The following is a 21,820-nucleotide window of genomic DNA, read 5'->3' on the forward strand; positions in this document are numbered from 1 at the left end:
AGGAGGGAAGCTCCAACCCTTTCGAGTGAGAACCCCCCCTTTCTCAAAGGGGGCTGGGGGGATTAAATGGAACTAATTAGTCACCATTTTTCAGTTCAATGTTGATACCTAAAGAACGGATCTCTTTGGTCAATACGTTGAACGATTCAGGCATACCTGGGTCCATGTAATGGTTACCATCTACAATATTCTTATAGATACGGGTACGACCTTCAACGTCATCCGATTTCACAGTAAGCATTTCCTGGAGTGTATATGCTGCACCGTATGCTTCCAGTGCCCATACTTCCATCTCACCGAAACGCTGACCACCGAATTGTGCTTTACCACCAAGCGGCTGTTGCGTTACTAGAGAGTAAGAACCAGTAGAACGCGCATGCATCTTGTCGTCAACCAAGTGGTTCAGTTTCAGCATGTACATGTAACCTACAGTTACCGGACGGTCGAAACGTTCACCAGTACGGCCATCATACAATACTGTTTGACCAGTACGTGAAATGCCACCAAGCTCTAACAATTCTTTGATTTGCGATTCTTCAGCACCGTCGAATACTGGAGTTGCCAAAGGAACACCTTTACGCAGGTTACCAGACAATGCCAAGATTTCCTCATCAGTCAGGCTATCAAGATCTTCTTGCTCGCCACCAACTTTGTTGTAAATCTTGTCTAAGAATTCACGAAGCTCAAGTACCGTACGTTGCTCTTGAAGCATCTTGTCGATTTTGTCGCCAAGACCTTTGGCGGCCATACCCAGGTGAGTTTCAAGAATCTGACCCACGTTCATACGTGACGGTACGCCTAGCGGGTTAAGAACGATATCAACTGGTACACCGTTAGCATCGTGTGGCATGTCTTCTACCGGCAAGATGTTAGATACAACACCCTTGTTACCGTGACGACCCGCCATCTTATCACCAGGCTGGATACGACGTTTAACCGCTAGATAAACCTTAACAACTTTCAGTACGCCAGTTGTAAGTTCATCGCCTGTAGATAATTTGCGTTTCTTCTCAGCAAACTTTTCATCAATTTCAAGGCTCTTCTCTTTCAAGAAAACTTGAATTTGAGTTAAACGCTCAGCAATTGCTTCATCTACTGGTTGGATGTCCAACAGATCAACAAGCTCTAAACCAGACAAAACATCTTCAGACAGTTTGTCACCGCGTTTAGTTGTGCCACCACCGTTAGATTCCTGACCTTTCAACAGACGAACAATACGTTCACGTGCTGCTTCTTCGAAGATTTTGTATTCTTCTTTCAAGTCTTTACGGTAAGCATCAAGCTGAGCTTTTTCAATTGCTTGCGCACGTTCGTCTTTTTCAAGACCATCACGTGTAAACACTTGAACGTCAATCACTGTACCTTTAGTGCCCGATGGAACACGTAAAGAAGAGTCTTTTACGTCAGCTGCTTTTTCACCGAAAATTGCGCGAAGCAGTTTTTCTTCAGGTGTTAACTGAGTTTCACCTTTAGGTGTTACTTTACCTACCAGGATGTCACCAGCAGTCACTTCAGCACCGATATAAACGATACCAGACTCATCCAGTTTAGAAAGTGCAGCTTCACCCACGTTCGGGATATCGGCAGTAATTTCTTCAGCACCCAGTTTAGTATCACGTGCAACACATGAAAGTTCCTGGATGTGGATAGACGTTAAACGGTCTTCCTGAAGTACACGCTCAGATAACAAGATCGAGTCTTCATAGTTGTAACCGTTCCAGGTCATGAATGCTACGCGCATGTTTTGACCCAGTGCCAGTTCACCGCCATCAGTCGATGGACCATCAGCAAGAACGTCACCGCGACCCACTTTATCGCCCATGTTCACAAGAACTTTCTGGTTGATACAAGTGTTCTGGTTAGAACGTGTGTATTTGATCAGGTTGTAGATATCTACACCTGCTTCGCCCGCAACCATTTCGTCTTCGTTGACACGAATCACGACACGAGAAGCGTCTACATATTCAATACGGCCACCACGTTTCGCGATCACACATACACCAGAGTCATGTGCTACGTTCGCTTCCATACCGGTACCAACCAGTGGCTTGTCAGCGATTAACGTAGGAACTGCCTGACGTTGCATGTTTGAACCCATCAATGCACGGTTCGCATCATCGTGTTCAAGGAACGGAATCAGTGATGCAGCTACAGATACCACCTGCTGAGCAGATACATCCATATGCGTCACTTTTTCTGGTGGAATACGTACGAATTCACCTTGGTGACGTACAGATACGAATTCTTCAGTCAGGTTGCCATCTTTATCGATTGCAGAGTCGGCCTGTGCGATAACAGTACCTACTTCTTCGATTGCAGACAGGTATTCAACTTCATCCGTTACACGACCATCAACAACTTTACGGTAAGGCGTTTCTAAGAAACCAAAGTTGTTACATTTTGCATATACAGAAAGCGAGTTGATCAAACCAATGTTTGGACCTTCAGGCGTTTCAATTGGACAAACACGACCGTAGTGAGTTTGATGTACGTCACGTACTTCGAAGCCAGCACGTTCACGCGTCAAACCACCAGGCCCAAGCGCTGATACACGACGCTTGTGAGTGATTTCAGACAATGGGTTGTTTTGGTCCATGAACTGAGATAACTGGCTTGAACCAAAGAATTCCTTGATTGCAGCAGCCACTGGCTTCGCATTGATTAAATCTTGCGGAGACAGGTTATCAGTTTCAGCCTGTGATAGACGTTCTTTAACCGCACGCTCTACACGAACCAGACCGACACGGAATTGGTTTTCAGTCATTTCACCAACTGAACGAACACGACGGTTACCCAAGTGGTCGATATCATCGACTTCACCCTTACCGTTACGAATTTCAACTAATGTTTTCAATACATCAGTGATATCGTCGTTCGAGAGGATACCTTCAACTTCACGTGACTTCTGGTCTGTACCCACTTCGTAAGGACGACCCAAACGACGGTTGAACTTCATACGGCCGACTGGCGACAAGTCATAACGCTCAGAAGAGAAGAACAGGTTGTTGAACAGGTTTTCAGCAGCTTCTTTTGTTGGAGGCTCGCCTGGACGCATTACTTTGTAGATTTCTACTAGTGCTTCTTCACGACCTGTCGTCGTATCGGCACGTAATGTATCCGCGATGAATGAACCACGGTCGATATCATTTGTGAACAGTAAGTTGAACTGCTTCACGCCGCCTTCTGCAATTTTCACCATGATTTCATGACTTAATACAGTATTGGCCGCGATCACATCGCCATCTTTTAACTGGATGTCTTCAGCAGTGATACGTTCGTACAGGTATTCATCAGGCACTGCAAGTTTTTCAAGACCTGAAGCTTCCATTTGACGTACGTGACGTGCGTTAATACGTTTACCTTGCTCAACAATGATCTTGCCGTCTTTGTCAGCAATATCAAATTGTGCCATTTCACCACGCAGGCGTTCTGGAACAAGGTCAATCTGATAGCTACCCATATCAAGATATACAGGCACTTTCTCATAGAACATGTTCAGAATTTGTTCGTTGTTATAACCCAACGCACGAAGTACCACAGTCGCAAGCAATTTACGACGACGGTCAATACGTACATAGACTAGGTCTTTGGCATCGAATTCAAAGTCTAACCATGAACCACGGTAAGGAATGATACGCGCAGAATAAAGGACTTTACCACTTGAGTGAGTTTTACCTTTATCGTGGTCAAAGAATACGCCTGGTGAACGGTGTAATTGAGATACGATTACACGCTCGGTACCGTTAATTACGAAAGTACCGTTATCCGTCATCAATGGCATTTCGCCCATATAGACTTCTTGTTCACGTACGTCTTTGATCGATTTCGTTTCACGATCTTTCAAGATCAAACGAATCTTCACACGCATTGGTGCTGCATAAGTTGAGCCACGAAGAATACATTCGCGTACATCAAACTCAGGCTTACCAAGACTATACTCAACAAATTCTAAAGCAGCATTGCCAGAATAACTTTCAATAGGAAAAACTGAACGAAATGCGGCTTGGAGACCGATATCTTCGCGGTTTTTTGGTGATTTGCCATCTTGTAAGAATGTTCTGTACGAGTCGACTTGAATCGAGAGCAAGTACGGAGCATCCATAACGCTAGGCAATTTACCAAAATTCTTACGGATCCGTTTCTTTTCGGTATATGAGTATGCCATCTGGAGTCCTCGGAAAGTGTAAACTAAGCCCGCCTGCAGAACGGGCTCAGAAGGAATTACGCTGGCCGATATGGCCACCACTCTTTACAAATGCTGCAATTTTTAGTGGTATTAAAACGCTTAACAATATTTTTTACTGCAAAAATATTGGTAAGCATTTGATCAATTATGTTTGTTTTTTAAATTTGTATGAATTTCTATCATGCAAACAAAAATCGAGCCGATTATTGTAACGCAAAAAGGCTGATGACCCAAGAGCCATCAGCCAATTTTTGGAGCCGATTATAAAAAAACCGACTCCCTTAAGAAATTACTTAAGAGTAACTGTAGCACCAGCTTCTTCAAGTTTCTTCTTAAGCTCTTCGCCTTCTTCTTTAGAAACGCCTTCTTTAAGAACAGCAGGTGCGCCTTCAACCATATCTTTAGCTTCTTTCAAGCCAAGGCCAGTAGCTTCACGAACTGCTTTAATTACAGCAACTTTGTTCGCACCGAAAGAAGTCAACTCAACGTTGAATTCTGATTGTTCTTCAGCAGCAGCAGCAGCGCCTGGAGCAGCAGCAACAGCTACAGCAGCAGCAGATACGTTGAATTTCTCTTCGAAAGCAGAGATTAGTTCAACAAGTTCAAGAACAGTTTTTTCTGCAACTGCGTTTAGGATTTCTTCGTTAGTTAAAGCCATGAGAATAACTCCAAATGGAAATTGAATGGTGTGGAAATAAATTTAAGCTTAAGCAGCTTCTGACTCGTTTTTCTCTTTGAGCGCAGTAATAAGGCGACCCAATTTCGAAATAGGAGCTTGAAGAACGTTTGCAAGCATAGTAAGCGCTTTTTCTTGGTTCGGAAGATTCGCGATCACGCTAACTTCAGCACCTTGATAAACCTTGCCATCAAATGCAGCAGCTTTAAGTTCAAATGCTTTGTTAGTTTTTGCGAATTCTTCGAACAAGCGTGCAGCTGCACCCATGTCGTCTTCAGAAGTCGAGAAAGCTAAGATTGTTGGGCCAACAAGGTTGTCGTTCAAGATATTGAATTGAGTATCTTGAAGAGCACGTTTAGCCAAAGTGTTACGCACGATACGTGTGTGAACACCTAGTTTACGAGCTTCAACACGTAGAGCAGTTAATTGCTCAACTGTTAAACCTTGGTAGTCAGCAACAACAGCGGCAAATGCAGTAGAAGCAACTTCAGCAACTTCAGCTACGATCTGTTTTTTGCCTTCAATAAGAAGAGCCATTGTAAAACCTCCTAACGGTGATTTATGTACTTCAAAGAAGTACACTCCCAATTCGCAAGTCCATCACTGGACCTACACGCGGAGGATGAACAAATCACACCACCGCGTCTACGCAGGCTGGACTATTAAGAGAAGAGCATAAAACTCCCCTCGCCTGAGGTCTTTGACGCTGATAAATTCTCATTTATCAATTCAAAGTCTGCCTAAGTTCACAAGAGACGGAGCGTTTCTTGCGTGAAAATCAAAGCAGCGCTTTGATTTTCACTCAGGGCTTTAAAATTCTGTATAAGTTTAAAACTTATTTAGAAACGTTTTGAACATCAACGATCAGACCAGGACCCATAGTAGAGCTTAGAGTGATCTTTTGGATGTAAATACCTTTAGAAGTAGCAGGTTTTGCTTTCTTAAGGTCAGCTACAAGAGCTTCAACGTTTTGACGAACAGCTTCAGCAGAGAAACCTACTTGACCGATCGCAGCGTGGATGATACCCGCTTTATCTACACGGTAACGTGCTTGACCAGCTTTTGCATTTTTAACTGCAGTAGCAACGTCAGGAGTTACAGTACCCACTTTAGGGTTTGGCATTAAGCCACGTGGACCAAGAATCGTACCAAGTTTACCTACAACGCGCATTGCATCTGGAGCAGCAATAACTACGTCGAAATCAAGGTTACCCGCTTGGATGCTTTCAGCAAGATCGTCGAAACCAACAACGTCTGCGCCTTCAGCTTTAGCAGCTTCTGCAGCAGCGCCTTGAGCGAATACAGCTACACGTACAGTTTTACCAGTACCTGCAGGAAGAGTAGTCGCGCCACGAACAACCTGATCAGATTTACGAGGGTCAACACCTAGATTAACAGCGATATCCAAAGATTCTTTGAATTTCGCAGCTGGAAGGTTAGTAAGAACTTCTACAGCTTCTTCTAAAGTGTAAACTTTTTGCGCTTCAATAGCAGCAGCAATGGCTTTTTGACGTTTAGTTAACTTTGCCATGTCTTATAGCTCCACTTCCAAGCCCATAGAACGTGCAGAACCAGCGATGGTACGAACACGTGCGTCTAAATCAGCACCAGTAAGATCTGGTTCTTTAGTAGTCGCAATTTCTTCTAACTGAGCACGAGTCAACTTACCAACTTTAGTTTTGTTAGGTACAGCTGAACCTTTTTGGATACCAGCAGCTTTCTTAAGAAGAATCGCAGCAGGTGGAGTTTTCATGATGAAAGTGAACGACTTGTCGTTGTACACAGTGATCACTACTGGGATTGGCAGACCAGCTTCAAGCTTTTGAGTAGCAGCGTTGAATTCTTTACAGAATGCCATGATGTTAACACCACGTTGACCCAGTGCAGGACCAATAGGTGGAGATGGATTCGCTTTACCAGCTGGAACTTGCAGCTTGATATAGCCGTCAATCTTCTTAGCCATTTCAAATTACCTCTGGGTGCAAACGCCGCTAGGCTCCCCAATGATTCTACGTAACGATAACCGTTACAACAACAATGCCCGATCCTTCAACAAATCGGGCGTTTTCAACCAATACCGATTAGATTGTTTTTTCGACTTGGCGAAATTCCAATTCAACCTGAGTTGGTCGGTTAAATACGTTGATTGTCAGCGTTAAGCGTGACTTTTCGTACTGAACCTCTTCCACCACACCTTTAAAGTCTGTGAATGGACCGTCAATTACGAGTAATTCTTCGCCTGGTTCAAACATCGTCTTAGGACGAGGTGCTTCACCAGTATTACGCACACGCGCAAGAATCGCATCAGCTTCTTTTTGCGTAATTGGTGCCGGCTTTTCTGCCGTACCACCAATAAAACCTAATACTTTTGGACATTCTTTAACAATGTGCCAGGTTTCATCGTTCATTTCCATTTCGACCAATACATAGCCTGGAAAGAACTTACGCTCTGATTTACGTTTCTTGCCATCCTTCATTTCCACTACTTCTTCAGTAGGGACCAGGACTTCACCAAAGCTATCGGCAACAGCGCTACGCTGGATTCGATCATTAAGCGAACGCATCACTTGTTTTTCATAACCAGAATAGGCATGAATAATGTACCAACGTTTCATAGCTCTCTTACCCGATAATAAACTTCATTAACCAGCCTAATACGTAGTCAAAACACCATAAAACAACGGCTGCAATGACAACAACAACAAGAACATGCCATGAGGTGGTCACTGTCTCTTGTTTGGTAGGCCAGGTCACTCGACGGAGCTCAATTCGTGCGTCTTTCAGCAGTCGAACAAAGCCTTTGCCTTGATGGGTGGCGTATAATAAACCTAAAGCGCCCACGATACAAGCCAAAATCACCCCAACACGAACCCAAATATCATTCGCCGGTGCCCAGTACGCTGGCAAATATTGATTTACCATCATTGCACCCACCAATAAAATCAAGGCGATAACCCATAGAACAATGTCCAATGGAGAACCAGTTTTTACATCTACAGCAGGATTATTTCTTTGGGGAATTGCCGCGCCGCTCATTGCGTCACGTGATTTATCATTCGACATTTTTGTACTCGTCGTAGGTTTCGCGACTTATTATATGACCAGATTTGCCGACATCAAGCGTCTTTTAAGAAAAAATGATGGCAGGTCAGGAGGGACTCGAACCCCCAACATTCGGTTTTGGAGACCGACGCTCTACCAATTGAACTACTGACCTTCAAAAAGACAGACTGGAGCCGGGGCTCCAGTCAATATCTTATACTATATTATGCAGTAACGCGAGATACTACACCAGCACCAACTGTACGACCACCTTCACGGATCGCGAAGCGTAAGCCTGCGTCCATCGCGATTGGGTGGATCAGCTCTACTGACATCTCAACGTTGTCACCAGGCATAACCATCTCAACGCCTTCTTTAAGCGCGATCGCACCAGTTACGTCAGTTGTACGGAAGTAGAACTGTGGACGGTAACCGTTAAGGAATGGAGTATGACGACCACCTTCTTCTTTAGAAAGTACATATACTTCTGCGTCGAATTTAGTGTGCGGCTTGATTGTACCTGGCTTAGCAAGTACTTGACCACGTTGAACGTCTTCACGCTTAGTACCACGAAGAAGAACACCACAGTTCTCGCCCGCACGACCTTCGTCAAGAAGTTTACGGAACATTTCAACGCCAGTTACAGTTGTTGTTTGTGTATCACGGATACCAACGATTTCAACTGATTCACCAACTTTAACAATACCAGTCTCAACACGGCCAGTTACTACTGTACCACGACCTGAGATTGAGAATACGTCTTCGATTGGCATCAAGAATGCTTGGTCGATTGCACGTTCTGGTTCTGGGATGTAAGAGTCAAGCGCTTCAACAAGAGCTTCAACTGCAGCTTCGCCATATTGACCAGCGTCACCGTTAAGCGCAAGAAGAGCTGAACCACGGATAACTGGAGTGTCATCACCTGGGAAGTCATAAGTAGAAAGAAGTTCACGAACTTCCATTTCAACTAGCTCAAGAAGCTCTTCGTCGTCTACAAGGTCGCATTTGTTCAAGAATACAACGATGTAAGGTACACCTACCTGACGAGAAAGAAGGATGTGTTCACGAGTTTGTGGCATTGGACCATCAGTCGCAGCACATACAAGGATCGCGCCGTCCATCTGAGCAGCACCAGTAATCATGTTTTTAACATAATCGGCGTGGCCCGGGCAGTCTACGTGAGCGTAGTGACGAGTTGGAGAATCGTATTCTACGTGAGAAGTGTTAATGGTAATACCACGTGCTTTTTCTTCTGGTGCAGAGTCAATTGCAGCGTAGTCTTTCGCTTCACCACCGAATTTCTTCGCACATACAGTTGCAATTGCAGCTGTTAAAGTTGTTTTACCATGGTCAACGTGACCAATTGTGCCCACGTTAACGTGTGGCTTATTACGTTCAAACTTAGCCTTAGCCATGTTCATCTTCCTCGTTTACGTCGAACACAATTCTGAGTAAAACTCAGCTCCGACATATCGCCTAAAAAAATCAAACGCCCAATACTTGAAAAGCAGACTAAATAGCCTGCTTTTGGAATCTTTTGCAACAATGTTGCGATAAACTGTAATCTGGAGCTCTTATCGAGATTTGAACTCGAGACCTCTCCCTTACCAAGGGAGTGCTCTACCACTGAGCTATAAGAGCAAATATTAGTACTTCAATGGAGCGGGAGACGAGGGTCGAACTCGCGACATGTAGCTTGGAAGGCTACCGCTCTACCAACTGAGCTACTCCCGCACGATGTTGGTACAAACCACTTATTGAAGTCTTAAAATTGGTGGTGAGGGAAGGATTCGAACCTTCGAAACTTTCGTAGCGGAGTTACAGTCCGCCCCCTTTGACCGCTCGGGAACCTCACCATTTTTTACACTTACATCAGTGCTGTTCTTTACTCTACACTAGAAACTCTCTAAGATGGTGCCGGCACACGGATTCGAACTGTGGACCTACTGATTACAAGTCAGTTGCTCTACCAACTGAGCTATGCCGGCGTTTCTTAGTGTTTCGTACGTTTCGTATCGGAACGGTGTGCAGTTTAGCAAAACTCAGAAACCATGCAAGTGTTTTTTTCAAAAAAAACGTCAAAAACTCATAAAATCAAACCATTTGATGATAATTCAACCGCTTTGATCACTGCGCGAGCTTTTATTTGGGTTTCATTCCACTCAGATTCAGGATTTGAGTCAGCAACCAGCCCTGCTCCGGCCTGAACATAGACCTTATTTTCACGAATGACACAGGTACGAATCGCAATCGACATGTCCATTTCGCCGTGCCAGCCTAAATAACCAACAGCACCACCGAAAATTCCACGTTTTACCGGCTCAACTTCGTCAATAATTTCCATGGCACGAATTTTTGGTGCACCAGAAAGCGTGCCTGCCGGGAATGTTGCTTTAAAAACATCCAATGCATCTACATCATCACGCACTTCACCTTGTACATTCGAGACAATGTGCATGACATGCGAATAACGTTCGATCACCATTTGATCAGTCACTTGCACTTTACCGATTTTTGACACCCGACCAACATCATTTCGGCCCAGATCAATCAGCATTAAATGCTCGGCAATCTCTTTTTCATCAGAAAGCAGATCTTTTTCTAATGCCAGATCTTCTTCTTTGGTCTTGCCACGCGGACGAGTCCCTGCCAGGGGACGCACAGTAGCAATCCCATTTTCCAAACGAGATAAAATCTCAGGTGAAGAACCTACAATATGGAATGGTGTCTTGTTTTCTAAGGTCTGCCCTTGCACCAAGAACAGGTAGGGTGATGGGTTAAGGTGGCGTAACGCACGATAGACCTGTAGAGGCTCTCCATCAAAATCAGAGACCATACGGTGACCGGGTACTACCTGCATCACATCACCAGCACGGATGTACTCTTTCACTTTTTCAATAGAAGCAAGGAAGTTGTCATGCCCGGTTAATGACTCAAAATGCGGTGGAGTATGTTTTTCTGCTTTCAGACTGATTGGTGTTGCCAGAATATTTTCCAATTCATTTAATTTTTCATGTGCTTTTTCATATGCATTAGCATCATTCGTATCGGCATGCACAATCAAAAACAAGGTATCTTTGAGGTTATCAAATACGATCACTGTTTTAGACAGCATCATCCAGATATCTGGCAAACCTACTGGATCGGCTTCAGGGACATTATTCAGCTTTGGCTCGATATAACGTACCGAGTCATAGCCAAAGTAACCGACCAGACCACCAGTAAAACTTGGTAAAGCAGGTAAGTCTGCTTGAGTCGGCACTTTAAACTGCGCCTGAAAGTCGCGAATGTATTGGAAGGGGTCTGAACAGTGCTGCTTTGCAATCGAGCCATCGGCATGTTGTACCGTCAGTTCACCTGCGTTACAGGAGAACACGGTAGATTCACCCAAACCGATGATTGAATAACGCGCCCAGTTCTCCCCCCCCTCAACCGATTCAAACAGATAAGCCTGTTGATGCTGTTTAAGGCGAGCAAAAATAGAAAGGGGCGTATCAGTATCGGCCAAGCGCTGACGGTAAACGGGAATCAGGTTATAGCCTTGCGCAGCAAGTTGCTGGAATTGTGCTTGAGTGGTCATTCGGTTTTTCTCTTTAAATTAGGGTTACTCAGTGTGTAAATAGAATTGGACTGAGCGACGCCATCGAAAAACCTTAGAACTATTCATTTTAATTCCCTAATACCCTAATTAAGCCAGCAGTTCACGTAGATCATCCACAATCTCCTGAGGATGGCTGTCTGCTATATTCTCACCATGATTATAGCCATAGCTGACTACAATACAATCTATACCGGCACGGCGTGCAGCTTCGACATCATTCACCGAGTCGCCAATCATCAGCACCTGCTCTTTGCTGACAGCATAATGCTCGACACAATGCAGCAATTGACGCGGATCCGGCTTACGCTCGGTAAAACGGTCACCACCAATAGTGTCATCAAAATACTTCGCCATATCCAAAATATCTAAAATACTGCGTGCAGGCTGTTCGGGCTTATTGGTCACACAAATGAGCTTTTTACCTTGTACTTTACCCCATTGTAGAAATTCAATAATGCCCGGAAATGGTACGGTATCGACACATGGATCAGCATTGTAGACTTCCAGGAAAGTATTTAGTAATTCCTGATGCTGTGCTGGATCCAAACTTCCAGTCAGGTGCAGTAGTACGCTTTCACAAAACTTCGAAGTACCCTTTCCAATCCAGACTCGTACCTGTTCTTCAGTCACAAAAGGCAATTGCAGCACATTTAAGCTCATATTCATGGCACGATACAGGTCAGAAGCAGAATCCACCAAGGTGCCATCCAGATCAAATAAAATCAGCTCACGTTTATCCAGTTGTGCTACAGACATTTCCACCCTCTTTATGTTTATTCATCACGCAGCCACAAAAAAGGCATGCGATTGCATGCCTTAATTGTAACCAATACTTGGCTTATTTAAAGAATAGCCAGGCCATAATTGCTAAAATCACAATAACAATTAAAGAAATCAAACCGACTGAAGCATTTTTTTTTTTTTCCTTCGCTTCTTCTACACGAGAAACCGGTTGCTCAACAGGAATTGGTGTTGGTTCAGGTTTAACCGCAGATAAATCTATACCTTCAGGAATTGGCGCCGGTTTTGGAATACCTACATTGGTTGGCATACCATCACGAGTCAACTGGACTTCAGCATCACGCTCTTTTAGCTCTGGCATACCCTGCTCATTCATCTGATGAGCAGCAGTCTTCTCAGCAGCCTCTTCAATAATACGTTCAGCTGTCTGTTCTAGTTCAGGTTCGACGATGACTTCTTGTGCTGGCTCAAGCACAGAGAATTTTAGGCTGGCAAACTGTACAATATCACCCTGTTTCAGCAATGCTTCTGAATCAATGCGCATATCATTGACAAAAGTACCATTTGAAGAACCCAGGTCTTGTACCCACAGTGCATTTTCCTTCAGCAAGAAGGCAGCATGCTTACGCGAGATTTCTGCAGCCTGCAACACAATATCTGCTGCCTGATGACGACCCACCAGCATGTCACGGTCAATGCTAATTTCCTGTCCCGTCAGATCGCCAGTAATGGCTTGAATTTTCCAAGTCATAACATCCACTTCTCTTTTATTCTGTTACGTTGATCATAACATGCTGTTTGCAACTACCGCACCTCTAGCTTTTCGGACGCAACGTCGTGGTTGTCACTGTATTTCGGGTTTTTTCTACATTTTGTACTGGTTGCACAGATTGCTGTTGCCCTACAGGTTCAATTGCAACTGGCGTAGTGACTACTGCCGTCGGCTGTGAGGCTACAGGTGCAGTCGGTACAGTTTGGTAATTCGACCCTACGGGTGTTTTAGAAACAGGGAGACGTTGTTGATATACGTCATCTAGGTTTTCTGGCAGTTTGGCAAAATTACCATCCGAATCTAGCGCCAATTGCAAGCTATACAGCTGGCTGTAACGCTGCTGGGAAATCTTACGCACTTCATTTTTATCCCCCACAATCGTTGGGTGTATAAAAATCAGCAGGTTACGCTTCTGATTGGATTTACCTTCCGAGCGGAATAAACGCCCTAAACCAGGGATTGCACCCAAACCCGGTACCGCCTGACGACCGTAGCTGGTGTTATCTGAAATCAGACCACCGAGCACAATGGTTTGACCATGTTCAGCCAGAATTGAAGTTTTGATCGCACGTTTACTAGTGACCAGATCTGATGCCTGCCCCTTATCACGTGCAACTGCAGAAACCTCCTGCTCGACTTCCAGACGTACGGTTCCATTTTCACCAATATGCGGAATGACTTTTAATGTCACACCCACATCTTTACGCTCAATGGTGGTATAGGGATTGGCAACACCTGCCGCACCCGTAGAAACTGAACCTGTTACAAATGGAACGTTTTCACCCACTACGATATAGGCTTCTTCATTGTCCATGGTCACAATCGATGGCGTAGACAATAGATTCGACTTCGTGGTTTCTTTGAGTGCCTGAATCAGTGCACCATAGAGCTTTCGAGAACCATCACTGCCTTCACGATAATCACCTATCACGAGTGAGGTTCCTGTACCAATTGCACTGCCTGCCCCTGCCGCACCACCGGTCAGATAGCCGGCAGCAATATTTTTCAGGCTGGCACCAAAGTTATCAAAGTTAATCAGACCAATACCGCTACTCAGATCACCAAGTGCCCATTGCACACCCAGCTGGTCAGCATCCGTACCTTCCACTTCCATAATCGCAGCTTCAATTAACACCTGCTGACGACGCGTATCCAGCTGATTAATCGCTGACTCGATTTCGCGCATCAGTTGTGGATCAGCCTTCACTACCAATGAATTCTGGGTCGCATCAGCAATAATACTGACACCATTGGCATTAAAACTGGTAATTCCTTGCTGGTTATTTCCTAATCCTGAATTTAACTGAATCCCGGAAGTGGAAGCTTCCTGAGACATATTGGATGCAGAGCTGTTATTGCCCAATGTATTCAGCGAAGTTCCTGCGGAGCTGTTCTCTGAAGAAGAGCTCGAACGCCCCTGAGCCTGCCCAGAAACCAGTCCTTGTAAAATTTCAGCCAGGTTTTTGGCACTGGCATATTTCAGGCGAAAGACTTTTAGCCCCCCTAAACGATCCGCTGCAGGCACATCCAGCGTTTCAATAATCTGGCGAATACGCTTACGGGTTGCAGTATCGCCTTTGATGATAATCCGATTGGTCCGCTGATCTGCCATGACCCGCACACGTGAGCCTTTGAGATCCTTGGCAGAACCTGTAGCTGTCATGGACTCAATCAGGCCAATCATTTCCTCAGCCTGACTCGACTGTAAGGTAATGGCTTCCAGATCATTCTGACCGGTACCATCCAAGTTACGCACAATCGTTTCCAGCTGGTAAATATTGCTAGCGCGATCGGAAACAATCAGGGCATTGGTTCCCGGTACAGCTGCCAGATGGGCGAACTGCGGCATTAGTGGGCGTAGTGCTGGAATCAGGTCATTCGGATTGGTATTTTCCAGCCAGATTACCCGTGTCACAATCTGGTCACCAGTCGCACGGTTACGGGCATCATACGGAATACCGGAGTTCTTGACGTTATTGTCTGGCACCAGTTTGATGGTATTCCCGGATGGGATCGCCACGACACCATTAACATTCAAAACTCCAAGAAACAGATCATAGACTTCAGCCCGGTTTAATGCCCGGTTTGAAATGACTGTGACATTGCCGCGTACCCTTGGATCAACGGCAAAATTTTTCCCCGTAATATCGGCTACTTCATTAATAAAAGCAGCCAGGTCTGCATCACGCAGATTGATTTTCCAAGTCTGCGCATAAGTTGCGGTACTGACCATAGCCACCAGAGGTGCGGCAACACAAAGCGCCCATGCTGATCGATTATTATTAAATAAAGCCATAAACCTAAATGCTTCCCAACCCTATATGTGATGACACATCACTTTAAATCCTGTTGAATGGTCATCACCTGATCACCACGTTTAATTTCAAGTTTTACCTGGCCCTGCTGTCGTGCCTGTTCCAGCAACTGCGCTTCAGATTGTCCTGCAGTGACGGTTTGACCATTTAGAGAGACAATCCGGTCGCCCGGTCTGAGACCGAGACGGTTACGCAGCACTGCCGGAGTTCGCGAAGTGACTTCATAACCCCCTTCACCTGCAGAAACTCCCATATTTTCCAGGTACTGTTCACGGTTTTCATTCATCTGCTGAATCGCGCGACTAATCTCATTCTGTGGTGAAGCAGGCTCATTTGTTGGCTGATTCGCTGTCCCACCCCAATTCGAGGATGACGATGAACGCCCACTCTTCTGCTCATTACTCTGCCAAGGCTGATTTAAGCCATTTTCCAGGCCCTTAAAGAAAACTTCCTTACTCGCACCATTTTGCTGACGAATGATCACCCGATCCCAGTACACTTCAGCCAGCTCATAGCCGCTATTACCCAAGCTCTCGCCAACACGATAACGATCGACCTGATCATTCAACTTCAATACTGCTGAAGACAAATAGCTTGGACTGGCAACCATCACCCCTTGTAACAGAATATTGGAGACTTCCGCACTTGCCGCACTTTGTCCAGTTTCCTGAAATAAGGCGAAAGAGCTGATATTCGGAATCCGTGACTGCTGTGAGCCCAGCTCTACACGTTCTACCTGTAGGGCTTGAGGCGGTGCAACAACCAGCCAGAATAGGGCTGCCAGTTTCCAGCACAGATACAGAATCAGTAAAACTAAAAGTGCGGGTGCCGCTTTATTAAATGCCTGTAGATCCAGCTGTTTAAATTTATCTATATTGATGGCCATCAGTTTAGGCCTCCCATCAACGGCTGACGGGTGCTGATGACATAAGTGTCCAGTCCAGCTTTACCTTCATAGGAAGGAACATTCAGTAACATACGCTGTGTCAGTTGCACATTCAGCATCAGATCGGGATCAAGTTCAATATTCAGCATTTTCTGATCACGACTATCGCGAACATCCAGCAATAATTTACCTGACTCATCTGCCAGCTTCCCGGCAAGAACAGGAACACTCATCCGCTCTTGACGCTGTGCAAAGGTATAGATCAATTCTCCCCCGGTCCAATTCAACTGACCACTCACATCACTAAAGCCATTTTGTTTCTTATATTTAAAATCGAGCTGCTTAAATTGAATTGCATTGGTTGGCCATTGCCAATCTGCCAGATTTTTCAAGGTTTCTGGTGCGACCTGTCCTTCCAGATTCCTGGCGACTAGCGTTTTGGTCAGACCGTAAGCCATTACACCGGCAAGTTTAGTATTGCCGCTATGTACTTCCACATTTGCCCCGAGACGCAATAATAGCAAATCCAATGGACGGACCTGCCAGTTAAGGCTGCCACGCAATTGACCTTTTTTCCAGTCAGCACTCCCCTGCCAGATATTGCCACTGACGTTATGCAGTACCTGATTATTTTTATAAAATTTTGAAATCAGCCAGGCAGCCGGCACCTGCAAAACCACAAAAATAAAAAAGGCGACTATGGCAAGAATTAACCATTTGAAAGTTTTCGGTTTACTGCTCATCCCACCCCAACCAATCCATCAATTTCAGTTCCTAGTTATGATTCTTTTCTTAATATAAGTACATTATGCATACTTTTTTCACCACGCCAATTGATGGGCATAAAAAAACCAAGCAATGATGCTTGGTTAAAGATATATAGATCATTTCCATGACTGACCTATGACAACATTCACAGTCAAATCTTTAGATCAGAAAATCTTCCAGCTTGGCACCTTGTTCCAGTTCTGCAACCAGCCAGCGTGGCTGTTTACCACGACCTGTCCAGGTTTCTTCCGGATTTGCTTTACTGCGGTAACGTGGTTCTACAGTCTTGCGAGATGATTTCTTGCGCTTAGAGGCACCGAACTCGAGCAACTGTTCAATGCTCATACCTACTTTTTCTGCAATGCTTAATACCTGATTATAAGCATCTTCGATTTCCTGGTCTTTTTTAGACGCAATTAATGCTTCAGCTTCAGCTTGTAAACGCTTTAACTCTTCAACTGATAAATTCGTAATGTCTGGCATCACTCTCTCCATAAAAATAATATTATTCGTTTTATAAATAACTTTTTCATAATATTTAGATTAAATAAAATATTCAATAAAAAAATTTGAACGGATAACAACAAATAATAAAATTAATTACAAAATTAAATAATTTTCTCGTATTTTAAACTGTATGTTCAACCGTATTTTCTAAATTTCTTATTATTTCCTGTACATCTTCAGGAATTGGCATTTTTTGCATGCTATTTTTATTTATGCAAACCAGAACCGCTTCAGAAATTGCCACTATACTTTGCTGCTGCTCACTCCATAATAAATAACTCATACGAAATGAGGTAGTGCCTATATCTTCAATACGCACACCGATTTTAAGTTGATCCGGATAAACCACAGGCTTTAAATAGCGACATTGATTCGTAGCCACAACAGTTAATAATGGACCAACCAGTATATTTAATCGATCCAGATAAGCCAGTCGGGCACTTTCAATATAACGGTAATACACCGCATTATTAACATGACCAAAGGCATCCATATCACCCCAAGCCACGCGTTGCTCAAAAATCACTGGATACTGCGCAAGTGATTCCATATATTATCCCCTATATTCTTGTATCAATAAAATTGGCATTTGATTCAAACACCTGATTCAGTTGTTGTTGTAACTCATCCTGCCCCTGCAAGGCAGATTTAATGCGCAGATAACTCATACGCACATCATCTGGATAGAGTGCAAGCAGTTGCTGGGCTTCCTCTACTCGACCCGCAGCTTGCAGTACATGCCATTTGGCAAATGTTAAGACCGGCACTGCTGTATATTTTTCTTCCCACAATGAAATTTGCTGGTTAATAATTTCATAATCAGGATTTTGTCGAAGTAATTGTTGCTGAAACCATAAATAAAATACGTCCTGATTAAATTGCTGTTCCAATAAATGCACTGCTAGCGCTTCATGCTCGGCACTCATTTCAGGCATTTTAAATAACAACTTCAGCCACAATATTTTGACGGTATAGTCACGTGTAAATATTTCTTCGCTTAAGTCGATATAGCGCTGTTGCAAGTATTTTAAATCTTCCTGATCCGCCTGTTCAAAAGCCAGTAATAATTGTTCTAGCCAAAGTGTTTTAGTATTTTGCTCTAAATGACCATATTGAGTTGATCTTAAATACAACCAGGGAAATTTCAAGGCAAATTGTCCCCATAATTTGGTTAATCGCTGCTCATAAGCTGATTTAACTTTAAACAGCCACGGGGATAATTCATGCTGATTTAAGAATTCAAGATGGGTTAATGCCTGCTGACCGTCCTGTTGCGATAAGTACACTTCAATACGCTGTAATTCAGCCAGTTCAAATGCCATCGGATTGGACTGATTTAAAGATTTCAAGGCCTCATCAAAATCTTGCTGCCCCCAAGACAAACGTGCATGAATAATATCTTTTAATAATCCAGACTGGACAAAAGACTGCTGAATAAAATCACGTTGATCCTGTGAGGCATTGAGCAGCCACACCACTGCCAGCTGTTCATAAGGATGTAAATGATGAAAACTGAAAACGCGCTGTTTTTTGCGCTGCTCGCGATTCAGATAACGCGTAACCGCATACCACAGCATATGCATGACAAAGCTGATCGTAACCAGTAGCGCTGCCAGTATCCATAGACTGGTCTGTAGCTGCCAGTTACGCCAGTACAGATAGACATACCCTGGTCCGTGACCGTAACTGAGTAGACTTAAAGCCGCAATACCGAGCAGACTGACAAATAAATAGGCAAGCAGAATCTGTTTCATAAGCGATCAGCTCATTAAGGTACGGGCATTCAGAGGAGGAACCGGTGTCAGCGGTATGGTGCGGATCTGTTCCAGCTGTTTAACCCATTGCTGGCTTTTCGCATCCGGTAATTGTTTGAGGACTTCAGCCACGGCACCAAGCGATTGCTGGAAAGGAATTTGCTGACTTTGCTGTAGCGCGTTTTGTGCCATCAATAAACGTAATTGCGCCTCTTTCAACACTAGTCCTCGCTGCATTAACACCGTACTTGGCTGCTGCACAGCTTCAATTTGAATCAGATTGCGCCAGAAGGAACCAGACTCTGCCGGTGTGGCACTGTGCTGGGCTTTTAACTCCCTGGCAATTTCAGCATCCATTTGATTAAGTAAATCCCGGATTTTATTCTGCTGTACCAGACGACTATTGATGAACTGTTGCAACATTACCTGATCTTTACTGAGTACACGCTCCAAACCGTCTAATAAAGCCGGTGCAAGCGTATAATTCGGCAAATCCAGTTGCAGCTGACTGAGTTTTTCCAATGCTGTGCTGTATTGCTGCTGCTGCAAAGCGAACTCAATCAGGCTGAGTTGCTGACGAACCAGTTCGGCATCATGCGATTCAGGTGCAGTAGCTATCTGTGAGTTGAATACAGCTGGTGCATCCTGGCGCTGTTCAGTTACCTGGCGTTTAAGTGCAACCACCTTGTCATTCAAACTGGCATTTTGCTGCTGCAATAGAGTAAAGCTGGAGCTGAGTTCTGTATGGGCCTGGCGCAAACTGAACAGGTCATAACTGATTTTGACCATCCAGGCGAATGCCACAATGAACAGCACGATTAAAATTTTCTTCATGAGTTCCCCAGTACTCGCTTCATCTCCCGTACGATCACATCGCTGCTCAGGTTCTCGAGTTGTATATACTCAAATGCTGCAGCATGATGTTGACGGTATTCCCCTAAAATAGCGGCCAAACGTGGGCCTAAAACCAAATAAATTCCCTTGCTGATCAAGGAGATTTCCTGCTGCATTAGCTGCACCCAGTTTAACCAGCTGGCTTCACTACTCATCAGAACCACATAATGACGATTGTCCTGCAATCGAGGCAAGAGCGCAGCTATAGCCTGCTGTGACTGAACCGGACACTGACGTTGATACAGTACAAAATTTAGTACTTCAACGCCCTGTTGACGCAAATGGTCCATCATAAATAATCGACCGCCCTCACCTCGCCAAAAGGCTACAACAGTATCTTTTTCAAGACTCTCCAAAATCGGTAATTGTAGCATTCCTTCAGAGGTTTCAACCTCAGGCACATGACTTTGAATGCCATATTGTAGCAATGCCTGTTCAGTGCTGCGCCCTACAGCAATCCACTGTATATAGGCCAATGTAGCCAGTTCAATGCCTGCCTGCGCCAGATATTGCATGCCAATCTGCACCGCAGTCGGACTCACCACCACAATGACTTGAGCACGATTCAACTGCTGATACAAGCTATCCAATTCTGCTGAATAAGGCTGTGCAACCAGTTCCAGCAAAGGTAGCTCTACCACAGGAATTTGTGCTGCCTGTAACTGCTGTGTGAGTCGGACAGCACGATCCTGAGGGCGAGTATTGATAAACAGCATGAATCTTATGAATATAGTGCTTTAAGCAAATCACCCGCACCTTGGGCCAGTAAATTCTGTGCCAGAATCACACCGAGGTGCTCTGCCTGATTTACATCACCCTGTAATTCTGCTTTTAATAAGGTGGCACCATCCACGCTACCCACACGGCCTTCAATAGCAATTTTACCATCCTGTAAAGTTGCATAACCTGCAATCGGCACCTGACAACCGCCTTCCAGATAGGCATTAAATGCGCGTTCAGCACGAACACAGGCATCAGTTTCAGCATGTAACAGTGGCAGGATCAGGTCAAGTACAGCCTGATCACGATCACGACATTCAAGACCAAGCGCACCCTGTCCCACAGCTGGTAAACTGACCGCAGGCTTAAGCGTATGACGAATACGATCTGCCAATCCCAGACGTTTTAAACCGGCACTGGCAAGAATAATAGCATCGTAATTGCCTGCATCGAGTTTCGACAGCCGTGTGCCGACATTACCTCGCAGATCAATGATCTCAAGGTCCGGACGTGCCTTTAAAATCTGGCTCTTACGACGCAGACTGGATGTGCCTACTTTAGCGCCCTGTGGCAGCTCGTCAAAGCTGGTATAGCTATTAGAGACAAAAGCATCCAATGGATCTTCACGTTCGCAGATCACCGCAAGACTTAAACCTTCAGGCAGTGCCATGGGTACATCTTTCATGGAATGCACGGCCAAGTCTGCACGACCATCCAGTAATGCAGCCTCAAGTTCTTTAACAAACAGGCCCTTGCCACCAATTTTTGCCAATGGGGTATCAAGAATTTTATCACCCTGTGTCACAAACGTGACCAACTCGACCTGAAGGTCGGCATGCAGTTCCTGCAGACGTGCACGGATATGCTCCGCTTGCCATAGTGCAAGAGGACTTTGTCGAGTTGCAATTTTTAGGGTCTTCATAAATTTCAAATACAGTGAATGAGAACAATAGTCTAA

Annotated in this window: 20 protein-coding genes and 5 tRNA genes; all 25 read right to left on the bottom strand. The window is 44.6% G+C overall.

The genetic code is table 11. The features are described from left to right. Positions 1–76 precede the first annotated feature (76 nt). Positions 77–4,165 carry a DNA-directed RNA polymerase subunit beta gene (gene rpoB, locus C8322_RS11335; RefSeq protein WP_008306739.1) on the bottom strand — a complete coding sequence of 1,363 codons (4,089 nt, stop codon included), beginning with the start codon at positions 4,163–4,165 and terminating at the stop codon, positions 77–79. Between the two features lie 310 nt (positions 4,166–4,475). Then, on the bottom strand, positions 4,476–4,844 hold the full coding sequence (gene rplL, locus C8322_RS11340) for a 50S ribosomal protein L7/L12 (protein ID WP_004813560.1): 369 nt from the start codon (positions 4,842–4,844) through the stop codon (positions 4,476–4,478). Positions 4,845–4,892: 48 nt separating this feature from the next. Then, positions 4,893–5,399, bottom strand: a complete 507-nt coding sequence (gene rplJ, locus C8322_RS11345) for a 50S ribosomal protein L10 (RefSeq protein WP_004813562.1) — start codon at positions 5,397–5,399, stop codon at positions 4,893–4,895. Positions 5,400–5,697: 298 nt separating this feature from the next. Further along, complete coding sequence (gene rplA, locus C8322_RS11350; RefSeq protein ID WP_004813564.1) at positions 5,698–6,393, bottom strand: 50S ribosomal protein L1; 696 nt, start codon at positions 6,391–6,393, stop codon at positions 5,698–5,700. Positions 6,394–6,396: 3 nt separating this feature from the next. Then, positions 6,397–6,825: a 50S ribosomal protein L11 gene (rplK, locus tag C8322_RS11355; protein ID WP_004813566.1), complete on the bottom strand. Its 429-nt coding sequence runs from the start codon at positions 6,823–6,825 to the stop codon at positions 6,397–6,399. A gap of 118 nt (positions 6,826–6,943) precedes the next feature. Continuing rightward, positions 6,944–7,477 carry a transcription termination/antitermination protein NusG gene (nusG, locus tag C8322_RS11360; protein ID WP_004813568.1) on the bottom strand — a complete coding sequence of 178 codons (534 nt, stop codon included), beginning with the start codon at positions 7,475–7,477 and terminating at the stop codon, positions 6,944–6,946. A 7-nt stretch (positions 7,478–7,484) separates the two neighbouring features. Further along, positions 7,485–7,925 carry a preprotein translocase subunit SecE gene (gene secE / locus C8322_RS11365; protein WP_004813570.1) on the bottom strand — a complete coding sequence of 147 codons (441 nt, stop codon included), beginning with the start codon at positions 7,923–7,925 and terminating at the stop codon, positions 7,485–7,487. Positions 7,926–8,003: 78 nt separating this feature from the next. Beyond that, positions 8,004–8,079 (bottom strand) — tRNA-Trp (locus C8322_RS11370). A gap of 49 nt (positions 8,080–8,128) precedes the next feature. Further along, positions 8,129–9,319, bottom strand: a complete 1,191-nt coding sequence (tuf, locus tag C8322_RS11375; protein WP_004811166.1) for an elongation factor Tu — start codon at positions 9,317–9,319, stop codon at positions 8,129–8,131. 151 nt (positions 9,320–9,470) lie between these two features. Further along, a tRNA-Thr gene (locus C8322_RS11380) sits at positions 9,471–9,545 on the bottom strand. A gap of 17 nt (positions 9,546–9,562) precedes the next feature. Beyond that, positions 9,563–9,638 (bottom strand) — tRNA-Gly (locus C8322_RS11385). 38 nt (positions 9,639–9,676) lie between these two features. Then, positions 9,677–9,760 (bottom strand) — tRNA-Tyr (locus C8322_RS11390). 56 nt (positions 9,761–9,816) lie between these two features. After that, a tRNA-Thr gene (locus C8322_RS11395) sits at positions 9,817–9,892 on the bottom strand. A 98-nt stretch (positions 9,893–9,990) separates the two neighbouring features. After that, the gene (gene trpE / locus C8322_RS11400) at positions 9,991–11,484 is read right to left on the bottom strand and encodes an anthranilate synthase component I (RefSeq protein WP_004813574.1); all 1,494 of its coding nucleotides are present in this window, start codon (positions 11,482–11,484) and stop codon (positions 9,991–9,993) included. Between the two features lie 108 nt (positions 11,485–11,592). Beyond that, entirely contained in the window at positions 11,593–12,261 is a 669-nt protein-coding gene (gph, locus tag C8322_RS11405) for a phosphoglycolate phosphatase (RefSeq protein WP_108675755.1), read from the bottom strand. 82 nt (positions 12,262–12,343) lie between these two features. Beyond that, positions 12,344–12,997: an FHA domain-containing protein gene (locus C8322_RS11410; protein WP_111810640.1), complete on the bottom strand. Its 654-nt coding sequence runs from the start codon at positions 12,995–12,997 to the stop codon at positions 12,344–12,346. A gap of 64 nt (positions 12,998–13,061) precedes the next feature. Further along, on the bottom strand, positions 13,062–15,314 hold the full coding sequence (gspD, locus tag C8322_RS11415; RefSeq protein WP_111810641.1) for a type II secretion system secretin GspD: 2,253 nt from the start codon (positions 15,312–15,314) through the stop codon (positions 13,062–13,064). 38 nt (positions 15,315–15,352) lie between these two features. Next, positions 15,353–16,219, bottom strand: a complete 867-nt coding sequence (locus C8322_RS11420; protein WP_111810642.1) for a type II secretion system protein N — start codon at positions 16,217–16,219, stop codon at positions 15,353–15,355. Continuing rightward, positions 16,219–16,962, bottom strand: coding sequence for a type II secretion system protein N (gene gspN / locus C8322_RS11425; RefSeq protein ID WP_004890585.1), 744 nt, complete (start codon positions 16,960–16,962; stop codon positions 16,219–16,221). The genes C8322_RS11420 and gspN overlap by 1 nt, the downstream gene beginning before the upstream one ends. Positions 16,963–17,146: 184 nt before the next feature. Beyond that, on the bottom strand, positions 17,147–17,473 hold the full coding sequence (locus C8322_RS11430) for an H-NS family nucleoid-associated regulatory protein (protein ID WP_026056799.1): 327 nt from the start codon (positions 17,471–17,473) through the stop codon (positions 17,147–17,149). 142 nt (positions 17,474–17,615) lie between these two features. Then, positions 17,616–18,044, bottom strand: a complete 429-nt coding sequence (locus C8322_RS11435; protein ID WP_076752946.1) for an acyl-CoA thioesterase — start codon at positions 18,042–18,044, stop codon at positions 17,616–17,618. A gap of 10 nt (positions 18,045–18,054) precedes the next feature. Further along, positions 18,055–19,248 carry a heme biosynthesis HemY N-terminal domain-containing protein gene (locus tag C8322_RS11440; RefSeq protein ID WP_111810643.1) on the bottom strand — a complete coding sequence of 398 codons (1,194 nt, stop codon included), beginning with the start codon at positions 19,246–19,248 and terminating at the stop codon, positions 18,055–18,057. 6 nt (positions 19,249–19,254) lie between these two features. After that, positions 19,255–20,082 carry a hypothetical protein gene (locus C8322_RS11445; protein WP_005220699.1) on the bottom strand — a complete coding sequence of 276 codons (828 nt, stop codon included), beginning with the start codon at positions 20,080–20,082 and terminating at the stop codon, positions 19,255–19,257. Continuing rightward, positions 20,079–20,858, bottom strand: coding sequence for a uroporphyrinogen-III synthase (locus C8322_RS11450; protein ID WP_005220698.1), 780 nt, complete (start codon positions 20,856–20,858; stop codon positions 20,079–20,081). Before C8322_RS11450 ends, C8322_RS11445 begins: the two co-directional genes overlap by 4 nt. A gap of 5 nt (positions 20,859–20,863) precedes the next feature. Beyond that, positions 20,864–21,784: a hydroxymethylbilane synthase gene (gene hemC, locus C8322_RS11455; protein ID WP_005220697.1), complete on the bottom strand. Its 921-nt coding sequence runs from the start codon at positions 21,782–21,784 to the stop codon at positions 20,864–20,866. Between the last annotated feature and the right edge of the window lie 36 nt (positions 21,785–21,820).

It is taken from the genome of Acinetobacter sp. SM1B, assembly GCF_003289665.1.
Classification (GTDB): Bacteria; Pseudomonadota; Gammaproteobacteria; order Pseudomonadales; family Moraxellaceae; genus Acinetobacter; species Acinetobacter schindleri.